The 17,229-nt window shown below is 68.4% G+C and carries 16 protein-coding genes; 9 read left to right on the top strand and 7 right to left on the bottom strand.

Features of this window, described 5'->3' with window-relative positions; all coding sequences use genetic code 11:
* Window positions 1-782, bottom strand: a 782-nt coding sequence (locus F6X38_RS13840) for a HAMP domain-containing protein (protein ID WP_150970491.1), incomplete at its 3' end; no start/stop codon positions are given.
* 343 nt (window positions 783-1,125) lie between these two features.
* Window positions 1,126-1,935 (bottom strand): class II glutamine amidotransferase, encoded by an 810-nt coding sequence (locus F6X38_RS13835; RefSeq protein ID WP_150970524.1) that lies wholly within the window; start codon window positions 1,933-1,935, stop codon window positions 1,126-1,128.
* A gap of 160 nt (window positions 1,936-2,095) precedes the next feature.
* Between F6X38_RS13835 and F6X38_RS13830 the strand changes: the two genes are divergently transcribed.
* Together F6X38_RS13830 and F6X38_RS13825 are read left to right on the top strand one after the other, a co-directional pair.
* Complete coding sequence (locus F6X38_RS13830; RefSeq protein WP_150970489.1) at window positions 2,096-2,455, top strand: DUF3140 domain-containing protein; 360 nt, start codon at window positions 2,096-2,098, stop codon at window positions 2,453-2,455.
* A gap of 125 nt (window positions 2,456-2,580) precedes the next feature.
* Window positions 2,581-3,540 carry a DUF1402 family protein gene (locus F6X38_RS13825; protein WP_150970488.1) on the top strand — a complete coding sequence of 320 codons (960 nt, stop codon included), beginning with the start codon at window positions 2,581-2,583 and terminating at the stop codon, window positions 3,538-3,540.
* A 70-nt stretch (window positions 3,541-3,610) separates the two neighbouring features.
* On the opposite strand, the gene F6X38_RS13820 is transcribed toward F6X38_RS13825, so the two are convergent.
* The 3 genes from F6X38_RS13820 to betA form a co-directional block, all read right to left on the bottom strand.
* The gene (locus F6X38_RS13820; RefSeq protein ID WP_150970486.1) at window positions 3,611-5,008 is read right to left on the bottom strand and encodes a M20/M25/M40 family metallo-hydrolase; all 1,398 of its coding nucleotides are present in this window, start codon (window positions 5,006-5,008) and stop codon (window positions 3,611-3,613) included.
* A 130-nt stretch (window positions 5,009-5,138) separates the two neighbouring features.
* A complete protein-coding gene (locus tag F6X38_RS13815; protein ID WP_150970484.1) occupies window positions 5,139-5,456 on the bottom strand; it encodes a hypothetical protein in 318 nt (105 codons plus the stop codon).
* A 290-nt stretch (window positions 5,457-5,746) separates the two neighbouring features.
* Window positions 5,747-7,408: a choline dehydrogenase gene (gene betA, locus F6X38_RS13810; protein WP_246191344.1), complete on the bottom strand. Its 1,662-nt coding sequence runs from the start codon at window positions 7,406-7,408 to the stop codon at window positions 5,747-5,749.
* Window positions 7,409-7,574: 166 nt separating this feature from the next.
* On the opposite strand from betA, the gene F6X38_RS13805 reads away from it, so the two are divergent.
* Both F6X38_RS13805 and F6X38_RS13800 read left to right on the top strand, forming a co-directional pair.
* Window positions 7,575-9,191, top strand: coding sequence for a bifunctional metallophosphatase/5'-nucleotidase (locus F6X38_RS13805; RefSeq protein ID WP_150970482.1), 1,617 nt, complete (start codon window positions 7,575-7,577; stop codon window positions 9,189-9,191).
* A 123-nt stretch (window positions 9,192-9,314) separates the two neighbouring features.
* Window positions 9,315-10,340: a DUF2332 domain-containing protein gene (locus tag F6X38_RS13800; protein WP_150970480.1), complete on the top strand. Its 1,026-nt coding sequence runs from the start codon at window positions 9,315-9,317 to the stop codon at window positions 10,338-10,340.
* Between the two features lie 63 nt (window positions 10,341-10,403).
* Here the strand turns inward: F6X38_RS13800 and F6X38_RS13795 are convergent, their stop codons facing one another.
* Entirely contained in the window at window positions 10,404-11,618 is a 1,215-nt protein-coding gene (locus F6X38_RS13795) for an ROK family transcriptional regulator (RefSeq protein ID WP_343033231.1), read from the bottom strand.
* Window positions 11,619-11,966: 348 nt separating this feature from the next.
* Between F6X38_RS13795 and F6X38_RS13790 the strand changes: the two genes are divergently transcribed.
* The 5 genes from F6X38_RS13790 to F6X38_RS13770 all read left to right on the top strand — a co-directional run bounded on the left by F6X38_RS13790 (window position 11,967) and on the right by F6X38_RS13770 (window position 15,578).
* Window positions 11,967-12,998, top strand: coding sequence for a sugar ABC transporter substrate-binding protein (locus F6X38_RS13790; protein ID WP_425482862.1), 1,032 nt, complete (start codon window positions 11,967-11,969; stop codon window positions 12,996-12,998).
* Between the two features lie 126 nt (window positions 12,999-13,124).
* Window positions 13,125-14,228, top strand: a complete 1,104-nt coding sequence (locus F6X38_RS13785; RefSeq protein ID WP_150970475.1) for an ABC transporter permease — start codon at window positions 13,125-13,127, stop codon at window positions 14,226-14,228.
* On the top strand, window positions 14,225-15,034 hold the full coding sequence (locus F6X38_RS13780) for an ATP-binding cassette domain-containing protein (RefSeq protein ID WP_150970473.1): 810 nt from the start codon (window positions 14,225-14,227) through the stop codon (window positions 15,032-15,034). The genes F6X38_RS13785 and F6X38_RS13780 overlap by 4 nt, the downstream gene beginning before the upstream one ends.
* Window positions 15,035-15,126: 92 nt before the next feature.
* Window positions 15,127-15,378, top strand: coding sequence for a DUF1902 domain-containing protein (locus tag F6X38_RS13775; protein WP_150970471.1), 252 nt, complete (start codon window positions 15,127-15,129; stop codon window positions 15,376-15,378).
* Window positions 15,378-15,578 carry a type II toxin-antitoxin system HicA family toxin gene (locus F6X38_RS13770; protein ID WP_150970469.1) on the top strand — a complete coding sequence of 67 codons (201 nt, stop codon included), beginning with the start codon at window positions 15,378-15,380 and terminating at the stop codon, window positions 15,576-15,578. Before F6X38_RS13775 ends, F6X38_RS13770 begins: the two co-directional genes overlap by 1 nt.
* 5 nt (window positions 15,579-15,583) lie before the next feature.
* Here the strand turns inward: F6X38_RS13770 and F6X38_RS13765 are convergent, their stop codons facing one another.
* Window positions 15,584-17,227 (bottom strand): ABC transporter ATP-binding protein, encoded by a 1,644-nt coding sequence (locus F6X38_RS13765; protein ID WP_150970467.1) that lies wholly within the window; start codon window positions 17,225-17,227, stop codon window positions 15,584-15,586.
* Between the last annotated feature and the right edge of the window lie 2 nt (window positions 17,228-17,229).

Here is a 17,229-nt window from a genome sequence, read left to right as displayed (position 1 = left end):
TTCTGGTTCGCCGCGTCCTTGAACACCTGCACCGCTTTCGCCATCGCACCAACCTCGTCGCGACGGTCCTGGCCTTCCACCGGAACATCGAGCTGGCCGGCCGCCAGTTCCTTCATCCGCTTGCCGAGAAGGTTGAGCGGGCCGGTGATGCCCTTCGAGGAGATGAACACCGCGCCGCCAATGCCGAGCACCATGCCGAGCAGCGTGCCGGCGATGGTCAGGACGATGGTGGAATTGACGTTGCTGGTCAGGTTGCTCGAGCGCGACGCGTTGTCGGCGATCAGCCGATCGCCAAGCGCGACCGACTGCTTCATGTAGGCGTCGACGGACTTGTCCATCTGGGCCAGCGAAGCGCGGGCGGCATCGTCCTCATCCTTCAGGCCGGAAGCCGTGCCGTCGCTCGCCTCTTCGGCAATCGTTCCGAACGTCGCCGTAAGCCCGGCTAGATCGTCTTTCGCATCGGGAAGCGCCGCGCTCGCCTTTTCGAGCAGGTTCCGGACGTTGCCGGTATCCTTTTCGACTTCGGCGGCGGCAGTCTTCGCTTCCGCCGAAGCACCGTGGTAGGCCATCGTCTTATAGGCGGCGTAGGCGGTCTGGTTGGTGAAGCGGCTGGCCCGCAGGACGTTCATGATGGCAGCGTCGCGAACATCGATAAGGTAGGAATAGTCCTGATCGATGCGTTTCATCTGCCAAGCCGAATAGGCCGACAGGGCCAGCCCGATCAGGCTGATCGCCAGGACCGCGGAGATGATCTTCGTGGATATCTTCAGATGGTTGAGCATAGCGATTCGAGCCAGCGCAAAAGGAGGAAAGGACGGGAACTCCCTATGATTACTGCGCCTCGATTGGTTACTGAGTTCGTTAAAATAGCCACGACATGAAAATTGTAATTTTGTTCGCGCGACAGTTGTCCGACGCTACGGCAGATGAGGTTTCGCTAAAGCTCTCTGCGGAAAAGATATTCCCGCGCTTCGGCAAACGACTGCCTGCGATATCTGCAAGCAGAAGTGGTCGCCGATCGCGGCGAAGCGGCAGGCTGAACGACTTCCTGCGGCAGCGTGATACTACCTGGAAGTGCGTTTTATCCTGCGGAATCACGCAGAATGACGCTGCGGCAGATACTGCTCAGGCGGCGCGGACGCGCCGCTCGGCTTCCTCGGCGAGCGGATCGAACATCCGGAGTCGCGCGCCGCTTCGGCGCTCCACCGTGAGGAGCGTGCCAGAGGGCACCGGCGTCCAGAAGCCGGAGCCCTCGTCGCAGGGCTCCGAGGCGACGACGATGCCCTCGCCCTCCTCGCGGCAGTAGAGCGAGGGCGGGTTGCCGTCGCTCGCCCAGCGATAGGCGTGCAGCGTCTCGCCGTCGGTGTGGACGGCGGCGAAGCGGAGCGGCTCGTCCGCCTCGCCGGCGTCGCGGGCGAGGGCGACGATGTCGCGCAGCGTCCGCGCGATCGCGCCGACCGGGTCGCGGTCGAGGCCCTGCCCGACGGCGGCGAGGAACAGCGCCTCGGAATCGCTCGTCCCCTTGCGGGCGGCGTAGAGGTCGTCGGGAATCAGGGCGTCCATGCGCCGCCGCAGCCGCTCGTAGCCGCCGACCTGGCCGTTGTGCATGAACAGGTGCCGGCCGTGCGCGAAGGGATGGCAGTTGGCGGTGGCGACCTCGCCGAAGGTCGCGGCGCGCACATGCGCGAGGAACAGCCGCGAGCGGATCTGCCGGCAGAGCGAGACGAGGTTGGCGTCCGACCAGGCGGGCAGCACGCCGCGATAGAGGCCGGGCTCGGAGCGCTCGCCGTACCAGCCGACGCCGCAGCCGTCGGCGTTGACGGCGGTCTTCGCCTCGCGGGCCTTGGAAGCCTGCGCGATCAGCGACGCGCTCGGGCGCACGAGCAGTTCGTCGAGGAAGACCGGCGGACCGGCATAGGCGAGGAAGCGGCACATCGATCGGACCGGCGGCAACGGTTTCGCGGCGACGTGCCAGCGTCCGCCGCGCGGCTTGCGCGGGGCTGCAGCCAAAGCGGCGGAACTGCGGCACGGCGTCGTCCCCGGAACCGCGATCCCGCCGGACCCGTTCGCGGATTCAATCGAATGGAGGCCGCGGATGGCGAAGGACCACGACGAGATCTGGAGCGAATGGCAGGCGGCGGTGAACATGACGCCGGCCGCCCTGAAGAAGTGGCTCGACACGGAGGAGTCGAAGAGCGTCGGCGACACGCAGTCGGGCGCGAAATCCTCCGGCAAGACCGGCGGCGGCGAATCCACCGGTCACAAGAGCGGCCACCGCATCGTCGAGATCAAGGCCAAGAAGAAGACCGAGCTCGACGAGGACGACTGGGAGCACATGGCGAAGGTCGTCGGCTACGTGAACCGCCACCTGAAGCAGCGGCCGAAGGGCGACACGGGCAACACCAACTGGGCCTATTCCCTGAAGAACTGGGGCCACGATCCGGCGAAGGACTGAACGCCCGACCTTTGAGCGGCCGGAATGTTTCACGTGAAACATCGGAAGAGGTTCCGGGCGGCGTGATTTGCGCGACGTGCCGCGGCCCGCTAGGGAAACGCCGTTCCCGCCTCGACGGCTGCCCGATGTTCCGACCGCTTTCCCTCTGCCTTGGCCTCCTCGTCGCGGCCACCTCCACCGCCTTCGCGCTGACCGCGGTGCCGCCCGGCAACCGCAACGCCGAGCAGCCGCCGATCCCCTACGGGGCGGTGAAGCGCACCGGCGACACGCGCGGCTCCTTCGAGGCGAAGTACGAGAAGATCCGCGACCTCATCGCCTCGAACGGCGAGCTGCGGGCGAAGATCAAGGCCTCGGCGAAGCGTTACGGCATCGAGCCGATCCATATCGTCGGCGCGCTGGTCGGCGAGCACACCTACAATGTCGACGCGCTGGATCGCCTCCAGACCTACTACGTGAAATCGATGTCGTACCTGACCTCGAAGGTCGAGTTCGCCCTGAAGGGCGAGGAGGTGAGCGACTTCGTGCGCCGGCCGCAATTCGCCGAATGCGGGGCCGAGTCGTCCGACGCGGCGCTCTGGAGCTGCCGGGAAGCGGTGTGGAACGCCTCGTTCCGGGGGAAGACCGTCGATGGCGAGGCCTTTCCCGACAAGCGCTTCGGCGCGGCCTTCTTCCAGCCCTTCTATGCCGGCCAGACCTTCGGCCTCGGCCAGCTCAACCCGCTGACGGCGCTGTCGGTCTCGGACGTCGTGCACCGCCGCTCGGGGCTGCCCGAACTCGACGCGCGCGACGCCGGCAAGGTCTACGCGGCGATCATGGACCCCGACAAGTCGCTCGACTACATGGCGGCGGTGATCGCCGAGTCGATCCGCAGCTATGCCGAAGCGGCCGACATGGATATCTCCGACAATCCGGGCCTCACCGCGACGCTCTACAACGTCGGCAACCCGGTGGCGCGGGCGCGCGCGCTGGCGGCGGAGAACCGCAAACGCGCGGCGGCCGGCCAGAAACCCAAGCTGCCGGAGGAGAACTACTACGGCTGGCTGGTCAACGAGAAGCTGGCCGAGCTGCGGGTGGCTCTGCGGTAGGGCGCTCCCATCTCCTTCCTCCGGATTGGAAGAGGCGAAGGGCGCTCTTTCACCAGCGCCCTCACTCGCTTCAGCGACCCTTCCGCCCCAGCGCGTCGAGCACCCGCGCCCAGGAGCGCTGGCCCTTGGCGAAGGAGGTCAGCTCGTACTTCTCGTTCGGCGAGTGGATGCGGTCGTCGCCGAGGCCGAAGCCGATCAGCAGCGACTCCATGCCGAGCCGTTTCTTGAACTCGCCGACCACCGGGATCGAGCCGCCCATGCCGATCATCACCGCCGGCTTCGGCCATTCCGCCGACAAGGCTTCCCGCGCCGCCCCGAGCCAGGGCGAATCGAACGGAAGCTGGATCGCCGGCGAGCCGCCGTGCGGGTGGAACTCGGCGGTGGCGTCGGCCGGCAGGCGCTCGCGCACGAACTGCCGGAAGCTCTCGCGGATTTTCGCGGGGTCCTGCTTGAACACGAGGCGGAAGGAGATCTTGGCGGAGGCCTCCGCCGCGATCACCGTCTTGAAGCCCTTGCCGGTATAGCCGCCGGTGATGCCGTTCGCTTCCGCGGTCGGGCGCGACCAGGTCTGCTCCAGCACCGAGCGGCCCTTCTCGCCGGCCGGAACGCTGAGGCCCGCCTGGGCGAGGAAGGCCGCGTCGTCGAAGCCGAGATTGGCCCAGGTCTCGCGCACGTCGGCGGGGAGTTCCTCGACGCCGTCGTAGAAGCCCGGCAGCGTCACCCGCCCGTCGCCGTCGTGGAGGTCGGCGACGATGCGCGACAGGATGCGGATCGGGTTCGCCGCCGCGCCGCCGAAATAGCCGGAATGGAGGTCCTTGTCGGCGCAGCGGATCGTCACCTCCTCGCCGACGAGACCGCGTAGGCCCGCCGAGATCGCCGGCGTGTCCCGGTCCCACATGTTGGTGTCGCAGACCAACGCGACGTCGGCGGTCAGTTCGTCCCTGTGCGCGTCCATGAAGGGGAGGAGCGAGGGCGAGCCGGACTCCTCCTCGCCCTCAAGGAAGATGGTGACGCGGCAGGGGAGCGAACCGGTCTCGGCGATATAGGCGCGCGCCGCCTCGACGAAGGTCATGAGCTGGCCCTTGTCGTCGGCGGAACCGCGGCCGGTGATGCGCCTGGTGCCGTCCGGCATCGCCTTCACCTGCGGGTCGAAGGGATCGCTTTCCCATTCGGAGACCGGGTCGACCGGCTGCACGTCGTAGTGGCCGTAGAAAAGGACGTGCGGCGCGCCCGGCCCCGCGCCGTCGTGGTGCGCGATCACCATCGGGTGGCCCGCCGAATCCGCGACGCGGACCTGGAAGCCGATGGCTTCGAGGTCGCCCGCCAGCCATTCGGCGCAACGCCGGCAATCGGCGGCGTAGGCCGGGTCGGTGGAGATCGACGGGATGCGCAGGAGGTCCTGCAGCCGCTCCACCGAGCGGTCGAGGTTGAGGTCGAGGCAGCCGAGAACGCTGTCGAGATCGGCCATGGGCGGCCTCCATCGGTTGGGCCGCGATTCAAGCAAGGCGGCGGTGGCCCGCGGTCTAGCCGAGATCGAAGCCGGTTTGAACCGGCCGGACGCCGTTTCGCGTCCGCCCGGTCCGGCGTGCCGCGAAAACTCAGGCGGACTTCTCGAGGCCCTCGCCGACGTCCTTCAGGGTCGCGCCCAGCTTCTCGTCGTCGACGCGGCCGGCGAGGCGGGCGGTCTTCGCGCCGAGATCGTCGAGAAGCTTCTTCACCGCCTCGCCGTCGGGCTCGCTCGCCTGGAGCTTGGCCTTCAGGGAATGGAGGTCGGTGACGATGCCCTTGGTGCCCGACACCTCGACGCCCTTGAGCTGCTCGTCCCAGTAGTCGATCTGCTCGATCGCCGCCTTCACGGCCATGTCCTTCAGGCCCTTGCCGATCGCGTTCTGGAGCTTGGTGAAGCGTGCCGCCATGCTGGTCCGTCCTCTGCCTTTCCCCCGGCCGCGGGACTGCGCCGGGCTCGTTCGGGAGCGGGATATGGACGGGCGGCGGACGGGGACGATGCGGCTATCGGCCCCTTGCCGGACGGCGCGGCTGCGCCCCTGAGTGCCCGACGGAACCTCCGGGCGGAGGATGGGTGAGCAATTCACGTCGCCCGCGAGGCGCCGAACGCAGTCGATGCCGGGGCATCGGCGAGGCTCGGCAACGCTGGGGACGGCGAGAAGTGCCACCCAACCGACTCCGAAGGTTTCGGCGGGCACTCTTACCGCTGGCGGGTTTCCCAGCCCTCGGCGAGCTTCGGCAGGAGGGTCTCGCGCGGCAGCATCTGGCGGCCGAGCACGTGGTCGGCGGCCTTCTCGCCGACCATGATCGACGGGCCGTTGAGGTTGCCGTTGGTGACGCTCGGGAAGATCGAGGAATCGGCGACGCGGAGCGCTTCCACCCCGATCACCCGGCATTCGGGATCGACCACGGCGTCCGGGTCGTCGGCGGCGCCCATCCGCGCCGCGCCGCAGGGGTGGTAGGCGCTCTCGGCGTGGTCGCGCACGAAGGCGTCGAGGTCCTCGTCGCTCTTGACCGCCTCGCCCGGCTGGATCTCGCGGCCGCGATAGCGCTCGAACGCGTCCTGCGCGAAGAGTTCGCGCGTCAGGCGGATGGCAGTGCGGAAGTCGCGCCAGTCGTCCGGATGGCTCATGTAGTTGAAGCGGATCGAGGGCGGCGCGTCCGGCCCCGCGCCGGTCAGCCGGATGCTTCCGCGCGACTTCGAGCGCATCGGCCCGACATGCGCCTGGTAGCCGTGGCCTTCCGCCGCCGCGCGCCCGTCGTAGCGCACCGCCGCCGGGATGAAGTGGTACTGGATGTCCGGATAGTCGATGCCCGCCGCCGAGCGTACGAACCCGCAGGCCTCGAAGTGATTGGTGGCGCCGTGGCCGGTGTGGAGCATCATCCACTCCATGCCGATCTGGCCCTTGGCGAAGAGGTTCAGGTAGCCGTTCAGCGTGATCGGCTCGCGGCATTCCTGCTGGATGTAGAGCTCCAGATGGTCCTGCAGGTTGCGGCCGACGCCGGGGCGCGGCACCTTCGTCTCGACGCCAGCCTCCGCCAGTTCGTCCGCCGGGCCGATGCCGGAGCGCAGCAAGAGGAGCGGCGAGTTGATCGCCCCGGCGCAGAGGATCACCTCCTTGCGGGCGCGGACTTCTCCGAGCCGCCGCCGGCGCTTCACCGCGACGCCGGTGGCGCGGCTGCCGTCCATGACGACATGCGTCGCCTCGCCGGTGAGGAGCCGGCAGTTCTGCCGCTGCAGCGCGGGCCGGAGATAGGCGTTCGCCGCCGACCAGCGCCGGCCGCGCCAGATCGTCTGCTGCATCGGGCCGAAGCCCTCTTGGCGCTCGCCGTTGTAGTCGGGCGTCACCGGATAGCCCGCCTGCATGCCGGCCTCGACGAAGGCGTGGTAGAGCGGGTTCCGCATCTCGCCGCGCCGGACGTTCAAGGGTCCGAGCAGGCCGCGCCAGACCGGGTCGCCGCCCTCCATCGCCTCCAGCCGCTTGTAGTAGGGCAGCACGTCCGCATAGGCCCAGCCGCTCGCGCCAGCCGCTTCCCAATGGTCGAAGTCCTTCGCGTGGCCGCGGACGTAGACCATGCCGTTGATCGAGGAGGAGCCGCCAATGACGCGGCCGCGCGGCGTCTGCAGCCGCCGGCCGCCGAGCGTCGCCTCCGGCTCCGCCCGGTAGCCCCAGTCGTAGCGGCGCATGTTCATCGGCAGCGAGAGCGCGCCCGGCATCTGGATGAAGGGGCCGGCATCCGTGCCGCCGGCCTCGATCACGATCACGTCCGCCGCGCCGCTTTCGCTCAATCGGTAGGCGAGCGCGCAGCCGGCCGAGCCCGAGCCGACCACGACGTAGTCGGCTTCCGCGATCACCTGCATGCCGGAATCCCTATCGTCACGAATGCGTCAACCGCCTATGCCAAAGCGCGGCGGTTCCGTATCGCCTCGCGGCGACGGCTCGATGTCGCCTTTCGAAGGCATTGCACCGCGGCGCGGCCTCGGGCTCGTGTCGGAGCGGAACGATCATGCGAAGCGGAGCATAGCGATGCGGCCGATCCATCGGACACTGATTCCCTTCCTCGCCGCGGCGACCGTCGCGACGGCGGCTTCGCCGGCGCTGGCCGATTTCGACCTGACGATCCTCCACATCAACGACTTCCACAGCCGGATCGAGCCGATCAACGGCTCCGATTCGACCTGCTCGACGAAGGACGAGGCGGCGAAGAAGTGCTTCGGCGGCATCGCCCGGCTGCGGACCGCGATCGAGCAGCATAAGGGCGACGGCCCGAACGTGCTCATCCTCGACGCCGGCGACCAGTTCCAGGGCTCCTTGTTCTTCACCACCTACAAGGGGCGGGACGCGGCCGAGTTCATGAACATGCTCGGCTTCGAGGCGATGGCGACCGGCAACCACGAGTTCGACGATGGGCCGGCGACGCTCGCCGATTTCGTCAACCGCATCCACTTCCCGATGCTGATGGCGAATGCCGACCTCACGGCCGAGCCGAATCTCAAGGCCGGCATCCTCCCCTCCACCGTGGTGACGAAGGGCGAGACGAAGATCGGCATCATCGGGCTGACGCCGCGCGACGCGGCGGAACTGTCGAGCCCGGGCAGGAACATCCGCTTCGAGGACGCCGCGCCGGCAGTGACGCGCGAGGTAGCGCGGCTGCAGGACCAGGGCGTGACCAAGATCGTGCTCCTGTCCCATTCCGGCTACGAGGAGGACAAGCGGCTCGCCGCGGCGGTGGACGGGATCGACGTGATCGTCGGCGGCCATTCGCACACGCTGCTTTCCAACACCGACAGGAAGGCGGCCGGTCCCTATCCGACGATGGTCAAGGGACCGTCGGGCCGCGAGGTGCCGATCGTGCAGGCCGCTTCCTACGGCAGGTATCTCGGCGAGTTGCACGTCACCTTCGACGATGCTGGGAACGTCGTGAAGGCGGAAGGCCAGCCGATCCTCCTCGACGCCTCGATTCCGGAGGACGCCGAGTTCAAGGCGCGCGTCGCGGAACTGGCGAAGCCGCTGGAGGCGGTGCGCAACGAGGTGGTCGGCAAGGTCGCCGGACCGGTGGACGCCGCCCGCGAGAACTGCCGCATCGCCGAATGCCAAATGGGCGACCTCGTCGCCGACGCGATGCTCGACCGGGTGAAGGATCAGGGCGTCACGATCGCCATCGCCAACGGCGGGGGCCTGCGCGCCTCGATCGACGGCGGCGACGTGACGATGGGCGAGGTGCTCACCGTCCTGCCGTTCCAGAACACGCTCGCGACCTTCAAGCTGAAGGGCTCCGAGATCGTGGCGGCGCTGGAAGCCGGCGTTTCCCAGGTGCAGGACCTCGCCGGGCGCTTCCCGCAGGTCGCCGGCCTCCAGATCGACTGGTCGCCGCAGACGCTGCCGAACGAGGGGCGCATCAAGGCGGTGCGGGTGAAGGCGGGCGACGCCTGGGTCCCGATCGACCCCGCGGCCACCTACGGGGTTGTCTCGAACAACTACATGCGGAACGGCGGCGACGGCTACGCAGTCTTCGCGGAAAAGGCCGCCGACCCCTACGACTTCGGCCCGGCGCTGGAAACCGTCGTGATCGACTACCTCGCCAAGCAGCCCGCCACCTACCAGCCCTACACCGACGGAAGGATCAAGAACCTCGACCGGTGACGCCGCAGTCCGCCGGCGTGATGGGCGGGAGGCTCGTTTGGGTGGGAAGCAGCACGGCTGCTTTTGTCATCCAGATGCTAGAAGCTGCCCTTCGCCGGCGGCAAGCGCAAAGGAGGGCTGAGCATGACGATCGACCCTGATCAGAGCGAGCTGGCCTCCCGCTACCGACGCTTTGCGTTCCAAGAGGCAAGCGGACGGTCGCCATTATACGAGCATCTCGCCGCAAAGGCGGCGGAGGATGCAGCGATCATCGCGTTGATCGCGGACCTGCCGCAGCCGAAGCAGCAGCCCAACCTGCTCTTTGCCGCCTATCGGCACATCCTTGGCGTCCCCTCGGACTACAGCGAGTTCCGCCGGGGTCTGACTGATCGCTTCGATGCGGTTCGTTCCATCATGCTGGAGCGCTCGACCCAAACCAACGAACCGGGCCGATGTGCCGTCCTCCTCCCCGTTCTGGCAAGCCTGCCGCAGCCTCTGGCACTCCTCGAAGTTGGAGCGTCCGCAGGCCTATGTCTCTTCCCCGATCGCTACGGATACGACTACTCCTCGAAGAGCCTTCGGCCTCCCAAGGGGGCGAAACCCTATCCTGTATTCCCCTGCAGGGCCGCCGCAAGCGTTCCGGTCCCAGATACGCTCCCGCAGATCGTTTGGCGGGCCGGCCTCGATCTCAACCCGCTGGATGCGGGCGACCCCGACGCGGCCGCGTGGCTCGAAACGCTCGTCTGGCCTGATCAGGAGGAGCGCCGCAACCGGCTTCGTCTGGCACTCGGCATCGTCGCGGAGGAACAGCCGACGCTCGTGCAAGGCGACCTTCTGGGACCGGAGTTCGAGGCTTTGTGCCGTCAGGCGCCGCAGGATGCCACGCTGGTTGTCTTTCATACCGCCGTACTCGCCTACGTCCCAAGCACCGCCGACCGCATGACGTTTGCCGACCGCGTGTCCGCCTCATCAGATGTTTGGATCTGCAACGAGGATCCTAGCGTCATGTCGCAATTCAGCTTCACCGCCGTCGAGGCTCCCTCGCAAGGAGCCTTCCTGATGTCGGTGAATGGCCAACCCACGGCATGGACCGACCCGCACGGCGCTTGGATCGAAGCGATTGCGGATGTCGAGACATCCGTTCTTAGCAGCGCTGGCGGGCGCCTCTAGCGTCCGGGTTGGGTCGACAGCAGTTTTTCGATCGACCCACCGCCGCGTCCGATCCGACCCTGCTCATCCCCGCTCCGCATAAAGGACGCGGTGGTCGAGGAGGTATTTGGCGAAGAAGGGCAGGCTCGCGGCGCCCGTCTCTCGGGCGTTGAGGCCGATCGTGCCGGTGCGGACCGTCGCCGGCGACAGGCCTTCGAGGTCGAGCCGGCGGAGCGCCGCCTTGGTTTCGGCGACGAGGCGGTCGCGCACCGGCGCCGGGAGGCTGCCGTCGATCACCGCGCAGTCGAAGTCGTAGACCGCGCAGGCGCTGGCGACCGCGTGGGCGATGCCGCCGGCGGCCAGCGCGAGCCAGCGGTCGAGCAGGCTTCCGAGGTCGTCCGGCCAGACGCCTTCCTCGGCCCAGAGCGCGCGCGGGTCCCGCCCTTCGTCCCGCATCATCTTCTCGAGGACGTGGATCGAGGCGGCGTTGATGAGCTGGCGGCTGCCGCCGGCCCCGTCGGCCACCAGCATCGAGCCGAGCGCACCGGCATTGCCGAGCCGGCCGGCGACGAGGCTGTTGTTGATGACGATGCCGCCGCCGACGAAGGCCCCGACGAAGACGTAGATGAAATCGGCGGAAGGGCTTGCGCCGAAGACGAGCTCGGCGGCGCAGGCCGCCGTCGCGTCGTTGGCTAGGAAGGCGGGAAGGCCGGCGATGTCGGAGGCGAGCGCCGCCATGTCGACGCTGCGCCAGGCGTCCATCGCGCCGTGCGGCGCCGCGACCTCGCGCTCCCAGTTCCAGATCTCGGACGGCATGGCGATGCCGAGGCCGGCGAGACGCGAGCGATGCCGGGGGGCGAGCCCGTCGCGGAACTCGGCGAAGGAAGCGCGGAGGAACGCCGCGACCTCGGCGACGGCCGGATAGTCGTAGGCCCGGCGCGCATGGGCCCTCACCGTCCCGACGAAATCCATCAGCACGATGTCGGCGGAGCGGCGGCCGACCTTCAGGCCGAGCGAGAAGGCCCCGTCCGGGTTGAGCCGCATCGGCACGGAAGGCTGGCCGACGCGGCCGCGCTGCGGCGCGTCGCGCAGGACCAGTTCCTCGGCTTCGAGCGCCCGCATGATCACCGAGGCGGTCTGCGGTGAGAGGCCGGTGCGCCGCGCGATCTCGGCCTTCGCCAACACCCCTTCCTGCCGGATCAGCGACAGGACGGCGCGTTCGTTGTGGGCCCGCAGATTCGACTGGTTCGAGCCGCGGAGCCGTTCGTCGAGGCCGGTCGGCGACGTCGCATCAGCCATCATCCGTCCTTCCCATGGCCGCGGCTCGCCCCATCCGCCGCGCTCGTTTCCCGTGAGAAACCGCGGCGCGGACATTTTGACCGCGGGCGCCCCCTTGCCGAGCCGGCATGGCTGACGCATCCTCACCGGAAGCATCGCTGCCGGCACACGCGAACGTTGCTTCGCGCCGGCGAGGGTGCTTCGAAAGCCGACGGGACGCAAGGGACGGTGAATAGATAAATCACTTGGATTTATTTATCTTGACTTCGCGTTCCGATGGTGGTGTTGAACGCTAAAGATCGCGACGAGGAGGTCGCGGTTCGGCTCGGGCTGCCCAAGCCCGGTTTGGGAGGAGAAGTCCCCGTGTCGTTGAAGTCCCTCGTCGCCACCACCGCGCTCGTCGCGTTCGCCGGCCTCGGTCTCGGGCTTGGCCCGGCCGCCGCGCAGGGCGCCGCGCCGCTCGTCTGCCTGATCACCAAGACCGACACCAACCCCTTCTTCGTCAAGATGAAGGAAGGCGCGCTGGCCAAGTCGAAGGAGGTCGGCGTCAACCTCCAGACCTATGCCGGCAAGATCGACGGCGACGTCGACAGCCAGGTCCAGGCGATCGAGAGCTGCATCGCCGGCCAGGCGAAGGGCATCCTGATCACCCCGACCGATACCAAGGCGCTGGTGCCGAAGATCAAGGAAGCCCGCGACGCCGGCATCCTGGTGATCGCGCTCGACACCTCGTTCGACCCGATCGACGCGGCCGACGCGACCTTCGCCACCGACAATTTCGAGGCCGGCAAGCTGATCGGCGAATGGGCGAAGACGACGCTCGGCGATAAGGCGAAGGACGCCAAGATCGCCTTCCTCGACCTCATCCCGGCGCAGCCCTCCGTCGACGTCATGCGCGACCAGGGCTTCATGACCGGCTTCGGCATCGACGTGAAGGACAAGGCGGTGATCGGTGACGAGAACGATCCGCGCATCGTCGGCCACGACATCACCAACGGCAACGAGGAGGGCGGGCGCACCGCGATGGAGAACCTTCTCCAGAAGGACCCCTCGATCAACGTCGTCTACACGATCAACGAGCCGGCCGCGGCGGGCGCCTACGAGGCGCTGAAGGCCGTCGGCATGGAAGGCAACGTCACGCTGGTCTCGATCGACGGCGGCTGCCCGGGCGTCAAGAACGTCGAGGGCGGCATCATCGGCGCGACCTCGATGCAGTACCCGCTGAAGATGGCGGCGCTGGGCGTGGAAGCCATCAAGAAGTTCGCCGATTCCGGCGAGAAGCCGAAGGCGACGGAAGGCCTGCAGTTCACCAATACCGGCGTCGACCTCGTCACCGACAAGCCGGCCGACGGCGTGAAGTCGATGACCTCGACCGAGGCCACCAAGGCCTGCTGGGGCTGATCGCCCGAAGCATCGCATTCCGCCGGATCGCCCTTCGCGGGCGGTCCGGCTCCCCGCCCCCGAACGAGCCGAGATGCCGGGGGGCGGCATTCCCGAACGTTCACGTCGCTGAAGGAGGACAAGGCGATGAGCGAGACCACAGCCACGCCCCCGGCCAAGCCGAACCCGGTGCGCTCGACCCCGAGCGGCTTCGAGGCGGCGATCGCCAAGGAATCCAAGGTCGCGGAGTTTGAGGAAGGGCGCCGCTCGGCGCTCGGCCATCTCCAGCATTTCCTCCATGGCAACCCGACCATGGTGCCGGTGCTGGTGCTGGTGGTCAGCGCCGTGATCTTCGGCCTCCTTCTCGGCAGCCGGTTCTTCTCCGCCTTCACGATGACGCTGATCCTGCAGCAGGTGACGATCGTCGGCGTCGTCGGCATCGCCCAGACGCTGATCATCCTCACCGCCGGCATCGACCTCTCGGTCGGCGCGATCATGGTGTTCTCGTCGGTGATCATGGGCCAGCTCGCGATCCACCACGGCATCCCCGGGCCGCTCGCGGTGCTGGCCGGCATCGTCGTCGGCACCGCCTTCGGCATCTTCAACGGCTTCCTCGTCGCGCGGGTGAAGCTGCCGCCGTTCATCGTGACGCTCGGCACGTGGTCGGTCTTCCTCGCGATCAACTTCATCTATTCGGCGAACGAGACCATCCGGGCGCAGGACGTGGCGGCCAACGCGCCGTTCCTCGGCTTCTTCGGCCAGTCCTTCCGGCTCGGCGGCGCGGTGCTGACCTACGGCGCCGTGTTCATGGTGATCCTCGTCGCCATCTTCTACTACATCCTCAACAACACGGCCTGGGGCCGGCACGTCTACGCGATCGGCGACGATCCGGACGCGGCGCGGCTTTCGGGCATCAGCGTCGACCGGACGCTGATCTCGGTCTACGGCATTTCCGGCCTCGTCTGCGCGCTGGCCGGCTGGGTGCTGATCGGCCGCCTCGGCTCGATCTCGCCGACCTCGGGCGCGGAGGCCAACATCCAATCGATCACCGCCGTGGTGATCGGCGGCACCTCGCTGTTCGGCGGGCGCGGCTCGGTGGTCGGCACGCTGATCGGCGCGCTGATCGTCGGCGTCTTCGCCATGGGGCTCCGCATCTGGGGCACCGACCCGCAATACACGCAGCTCACCGTCGGCGCGCTGATCATCCTCGCCGTCGCGGCGGATCAGTGGATCAGAAAGGTTTCGGCATGAGCGCCCTCGCGAAACCCGCCGCCGCCGGGCCGCAGACCGTCCTCGCCGCCCGTGGCCTCGTCAAGCGCTACGGCAAGGTGGTCGCGATCGACAACGCCGACTTCGATCTCAGGGCCGGCGAGATCCTCGCCGTGATCGGCGACAACGGCGCCGGCAAATCCACGATGATCAAGGCGGTGTCGGGCGCGGTCAGGCCCGATGCCGGCGAGATCCGGCTCGACAACCAGCCGATCGTCTTCCCGAACCCGCAGGCCGCGCGCGACGCCGGCATCGAGACCGTCTACCAGCAGCTCGCGCTGTCGCCGGCGCTTTCCATCGCCGACAACATGTTCCTCGGCCGCGAGATCCGCCGGGCGGGACCGGCCGGCCAGTACCTGCGGATGCTCGACAAGCCGCGGATGCGGAAGGTGGCGCGCGAGAAGCTGAACGACCTCGGCCTGATGACCATCCAGAACATCGACCAGCCGGTGGAAACGCTCTCAGGCGGCCAGCGGCAGGGCGTCGCGGTAGCGCGCGCCGCGGCCTTCGGCTCGAAGGTGCTGATCCTCGACGAGCCGACGGCGGCGCTGGGCGTCAAGGAATCCCGCAAGGTGCTCGACCTGATCCTGGAAGTGCGCTCGCGCGGCCTGCCGATCGTGCTGATCAGCCACAACATGCCGCACGTCTTCGAGATCGCCGACCGCATCCACATCCACCGCCTCGGCCGGCGGCTCTGCGTCATCGACCCGAAGAGCGCCTCGATGTCGGATGCCGTCGCGCTGATGACCGGCGCGAAGGCCCCGGAGACGTCGATGCTGGCGGCCTAGGAACCTGCGATCTCGTCGGGTTGCGGGCCGGCAACCGAAGTGAGATGCTTTCGTCGCGCCTGCCTGCCGGCGCGGCGGAACGGACGATCACGATGCAGCCTGTCGCACGGCCGACCATCTTCACCGTCGCCGCCCACTGGGACGCGGAAGCGGGCGTCTGGTCCGGCTCCTGCGATGCGGTTCCGGTCGCGGCGGAAGCCGAGACGCTGGATGGGTTACTGGCTGCGATCGAAACGATGACCGCCGATGTCCTGCCGGACAATCATCCTGACGTCGATCCGGCGGCAGTCTACTTTCAGCTCAGCGCCCTGCGCGAGATGGAGTCCCGTCCAGCCGCCGCCTGATGGCGCCTCGCACCTTCGATCGTGAACTTCGCGGCCTGCTGCGCGAGGCGGGCTGCGAGCTCGTTCGGCAAGGCAAGGGCAGCCACGAGGTCTGGCGCAGCCCGATCACCGGACGAACCTTCCCGGTTCAGGTCGGCGTCGCCAGCCGGCACACCGCGAACGCCGGTCTTCGGCAGGCGGGGTTGCCGAAAGCTTTCTGAACGGATCAGCCCGCCGCCTCCGTCACCTCGTGGAAGTCGCGGCCGACGGCGGCGGCGACGAGGTTCCTCGTATAGGTCTCGTGCGGGCGCTCGAAGATCTGGCGCGTCTCGCCCTCCTCGACCACCACGCCGTCCTTCATCACGATGATCCGGTCCGACAGGGCGCGCACCACGCCGAGATCGTGGCTGATGAAGACGTAGGCGAGGTCGTGCTCGCGCTGCAGGCGGCGCAGGAGTTCGACGATCTGCGCCTGGACGGAGCGGTCGAGCGCGGAGGTCGGCTCATCAAGGACGACGACCTTGGGCTTGAGGATCATCGCGCGGGCGATGGCGATCCGCTGGCGCTGGCCGCCGGAGAACTCGTGCGGATAGCGGTTGCGGGCGGAGGGATCGAGCCCGACCTCGGCGAGCGCCTCGCCGGCGCGGCGGTAGCGGTCTGCGGCGGAAAGCTCGGACGCATGGATGCGCAAGCCCTCCGTCACGATCTCGGCCACGGTCAGGCGGGGCGAGAGCGAGCCGTAGGGATCCTGGAAGACGAGTTGCATCTCGCGCCGGAGCGGGCGCATCGCCCTCGCGTCGAGCCGGGAGATGTCGCGGCTCTCGAAGCGGCTCGTGCCGCCCGCCGGCTGCAGGCGCAGGATCGCGCGGCCGAAGGTCGACTTGCCGGAGCCCGACTCCCCGACGATGCCGACCGTCTCGCCGCGCCGGAGCCGGATCGACACCTCGTCGACCGCCCGGAACGACTTGCCGCCGCCACCCATGAAACCGCCGCGCAGCGCGTAGTCGACGGTGATCCGGTCGCCTTCGAGAACGGTCGGGGCCTCGGCCGGGGGCGGCTCCTTCACCCCGCGCGGCTCCGAGGCGATCAGCATCTTCGTATAGTCGTGCCGCGGCGTCTCGAAGACTTCGGCCGCCGGACCGGTCTCGACCACCTCGCCGCGCCGCATCACCGCGACGCGGGAGGCAAAGCGCTTCACCAGGCTGAGGTCGTGGGTGATCAGCAGCACGGCCATGCCGAGCCGCTGCTGCAGGTCGCCGAGGAGCGCGAGGATCTGCGCCTGCACCGTGACGTCGAGCGCCGTCGTCGGCTCGTCGGCGATCAGGAGGTCGGGATCGTTGGCGAGCGCCATCGCGATCATCACCCGCTGGCGCTGGCCGCCGGAGAGTTCGTGCGGGTAAGCGTCGATCCGGCGCTCCGGCTCCGGGATGCCGACGAGCGTCAGCAGTTCCAGCGCCCGCGCCCGGGCCGCGCGCGCCCCGGCCTTGCGGTGCTCGCGGATCACCTCGACGATCTGCCGACCGACCGGATAAAGCGGGTCGAGCGAGGTCATCGGCTCCTGGAAGATCATGGTGATCTTCGCGCCGCGATACTGGTTCAGCTTCGAAGGTGCGAGGCCGATCAGCTCGGCGCCGCGATAGCGCGCCGAGCCCGTCGCTCGGCCGTTCGCGGCGAGAAGGCCCATCACCGCCATCATGGTCTGGCTCTTGCCCGAGCCCGATTCACCGACGACCGCGATGGTCTCGCCGGCCCGGACGTCGAGGTCGATGCCCTTCACCGCTTCGAGAACGCCGTCCTCCGTGTCGAAGGCGACGCGGAGGTTCCGGATTTCCAGGACGTTGCCCGCCGTTGGCCCTGCCGTACCCGCCATGG

Origin of the sequence: Plantimonas leprariae, assembly GCF_008802405.1 — a bacterium.
In the GTDB taxonomy this organism is placed as follows: Bacteria; Pseudomonadota; Alphaproteobacteria; order Rhizobiales; family Rhizobiaceae; genus Plantimonas; species Plantimonas leprariae.
Note: the sequence above shows the minus strand (reverse complement) of the source record. Positions and strands in the feature narration are given on the sequence as shown.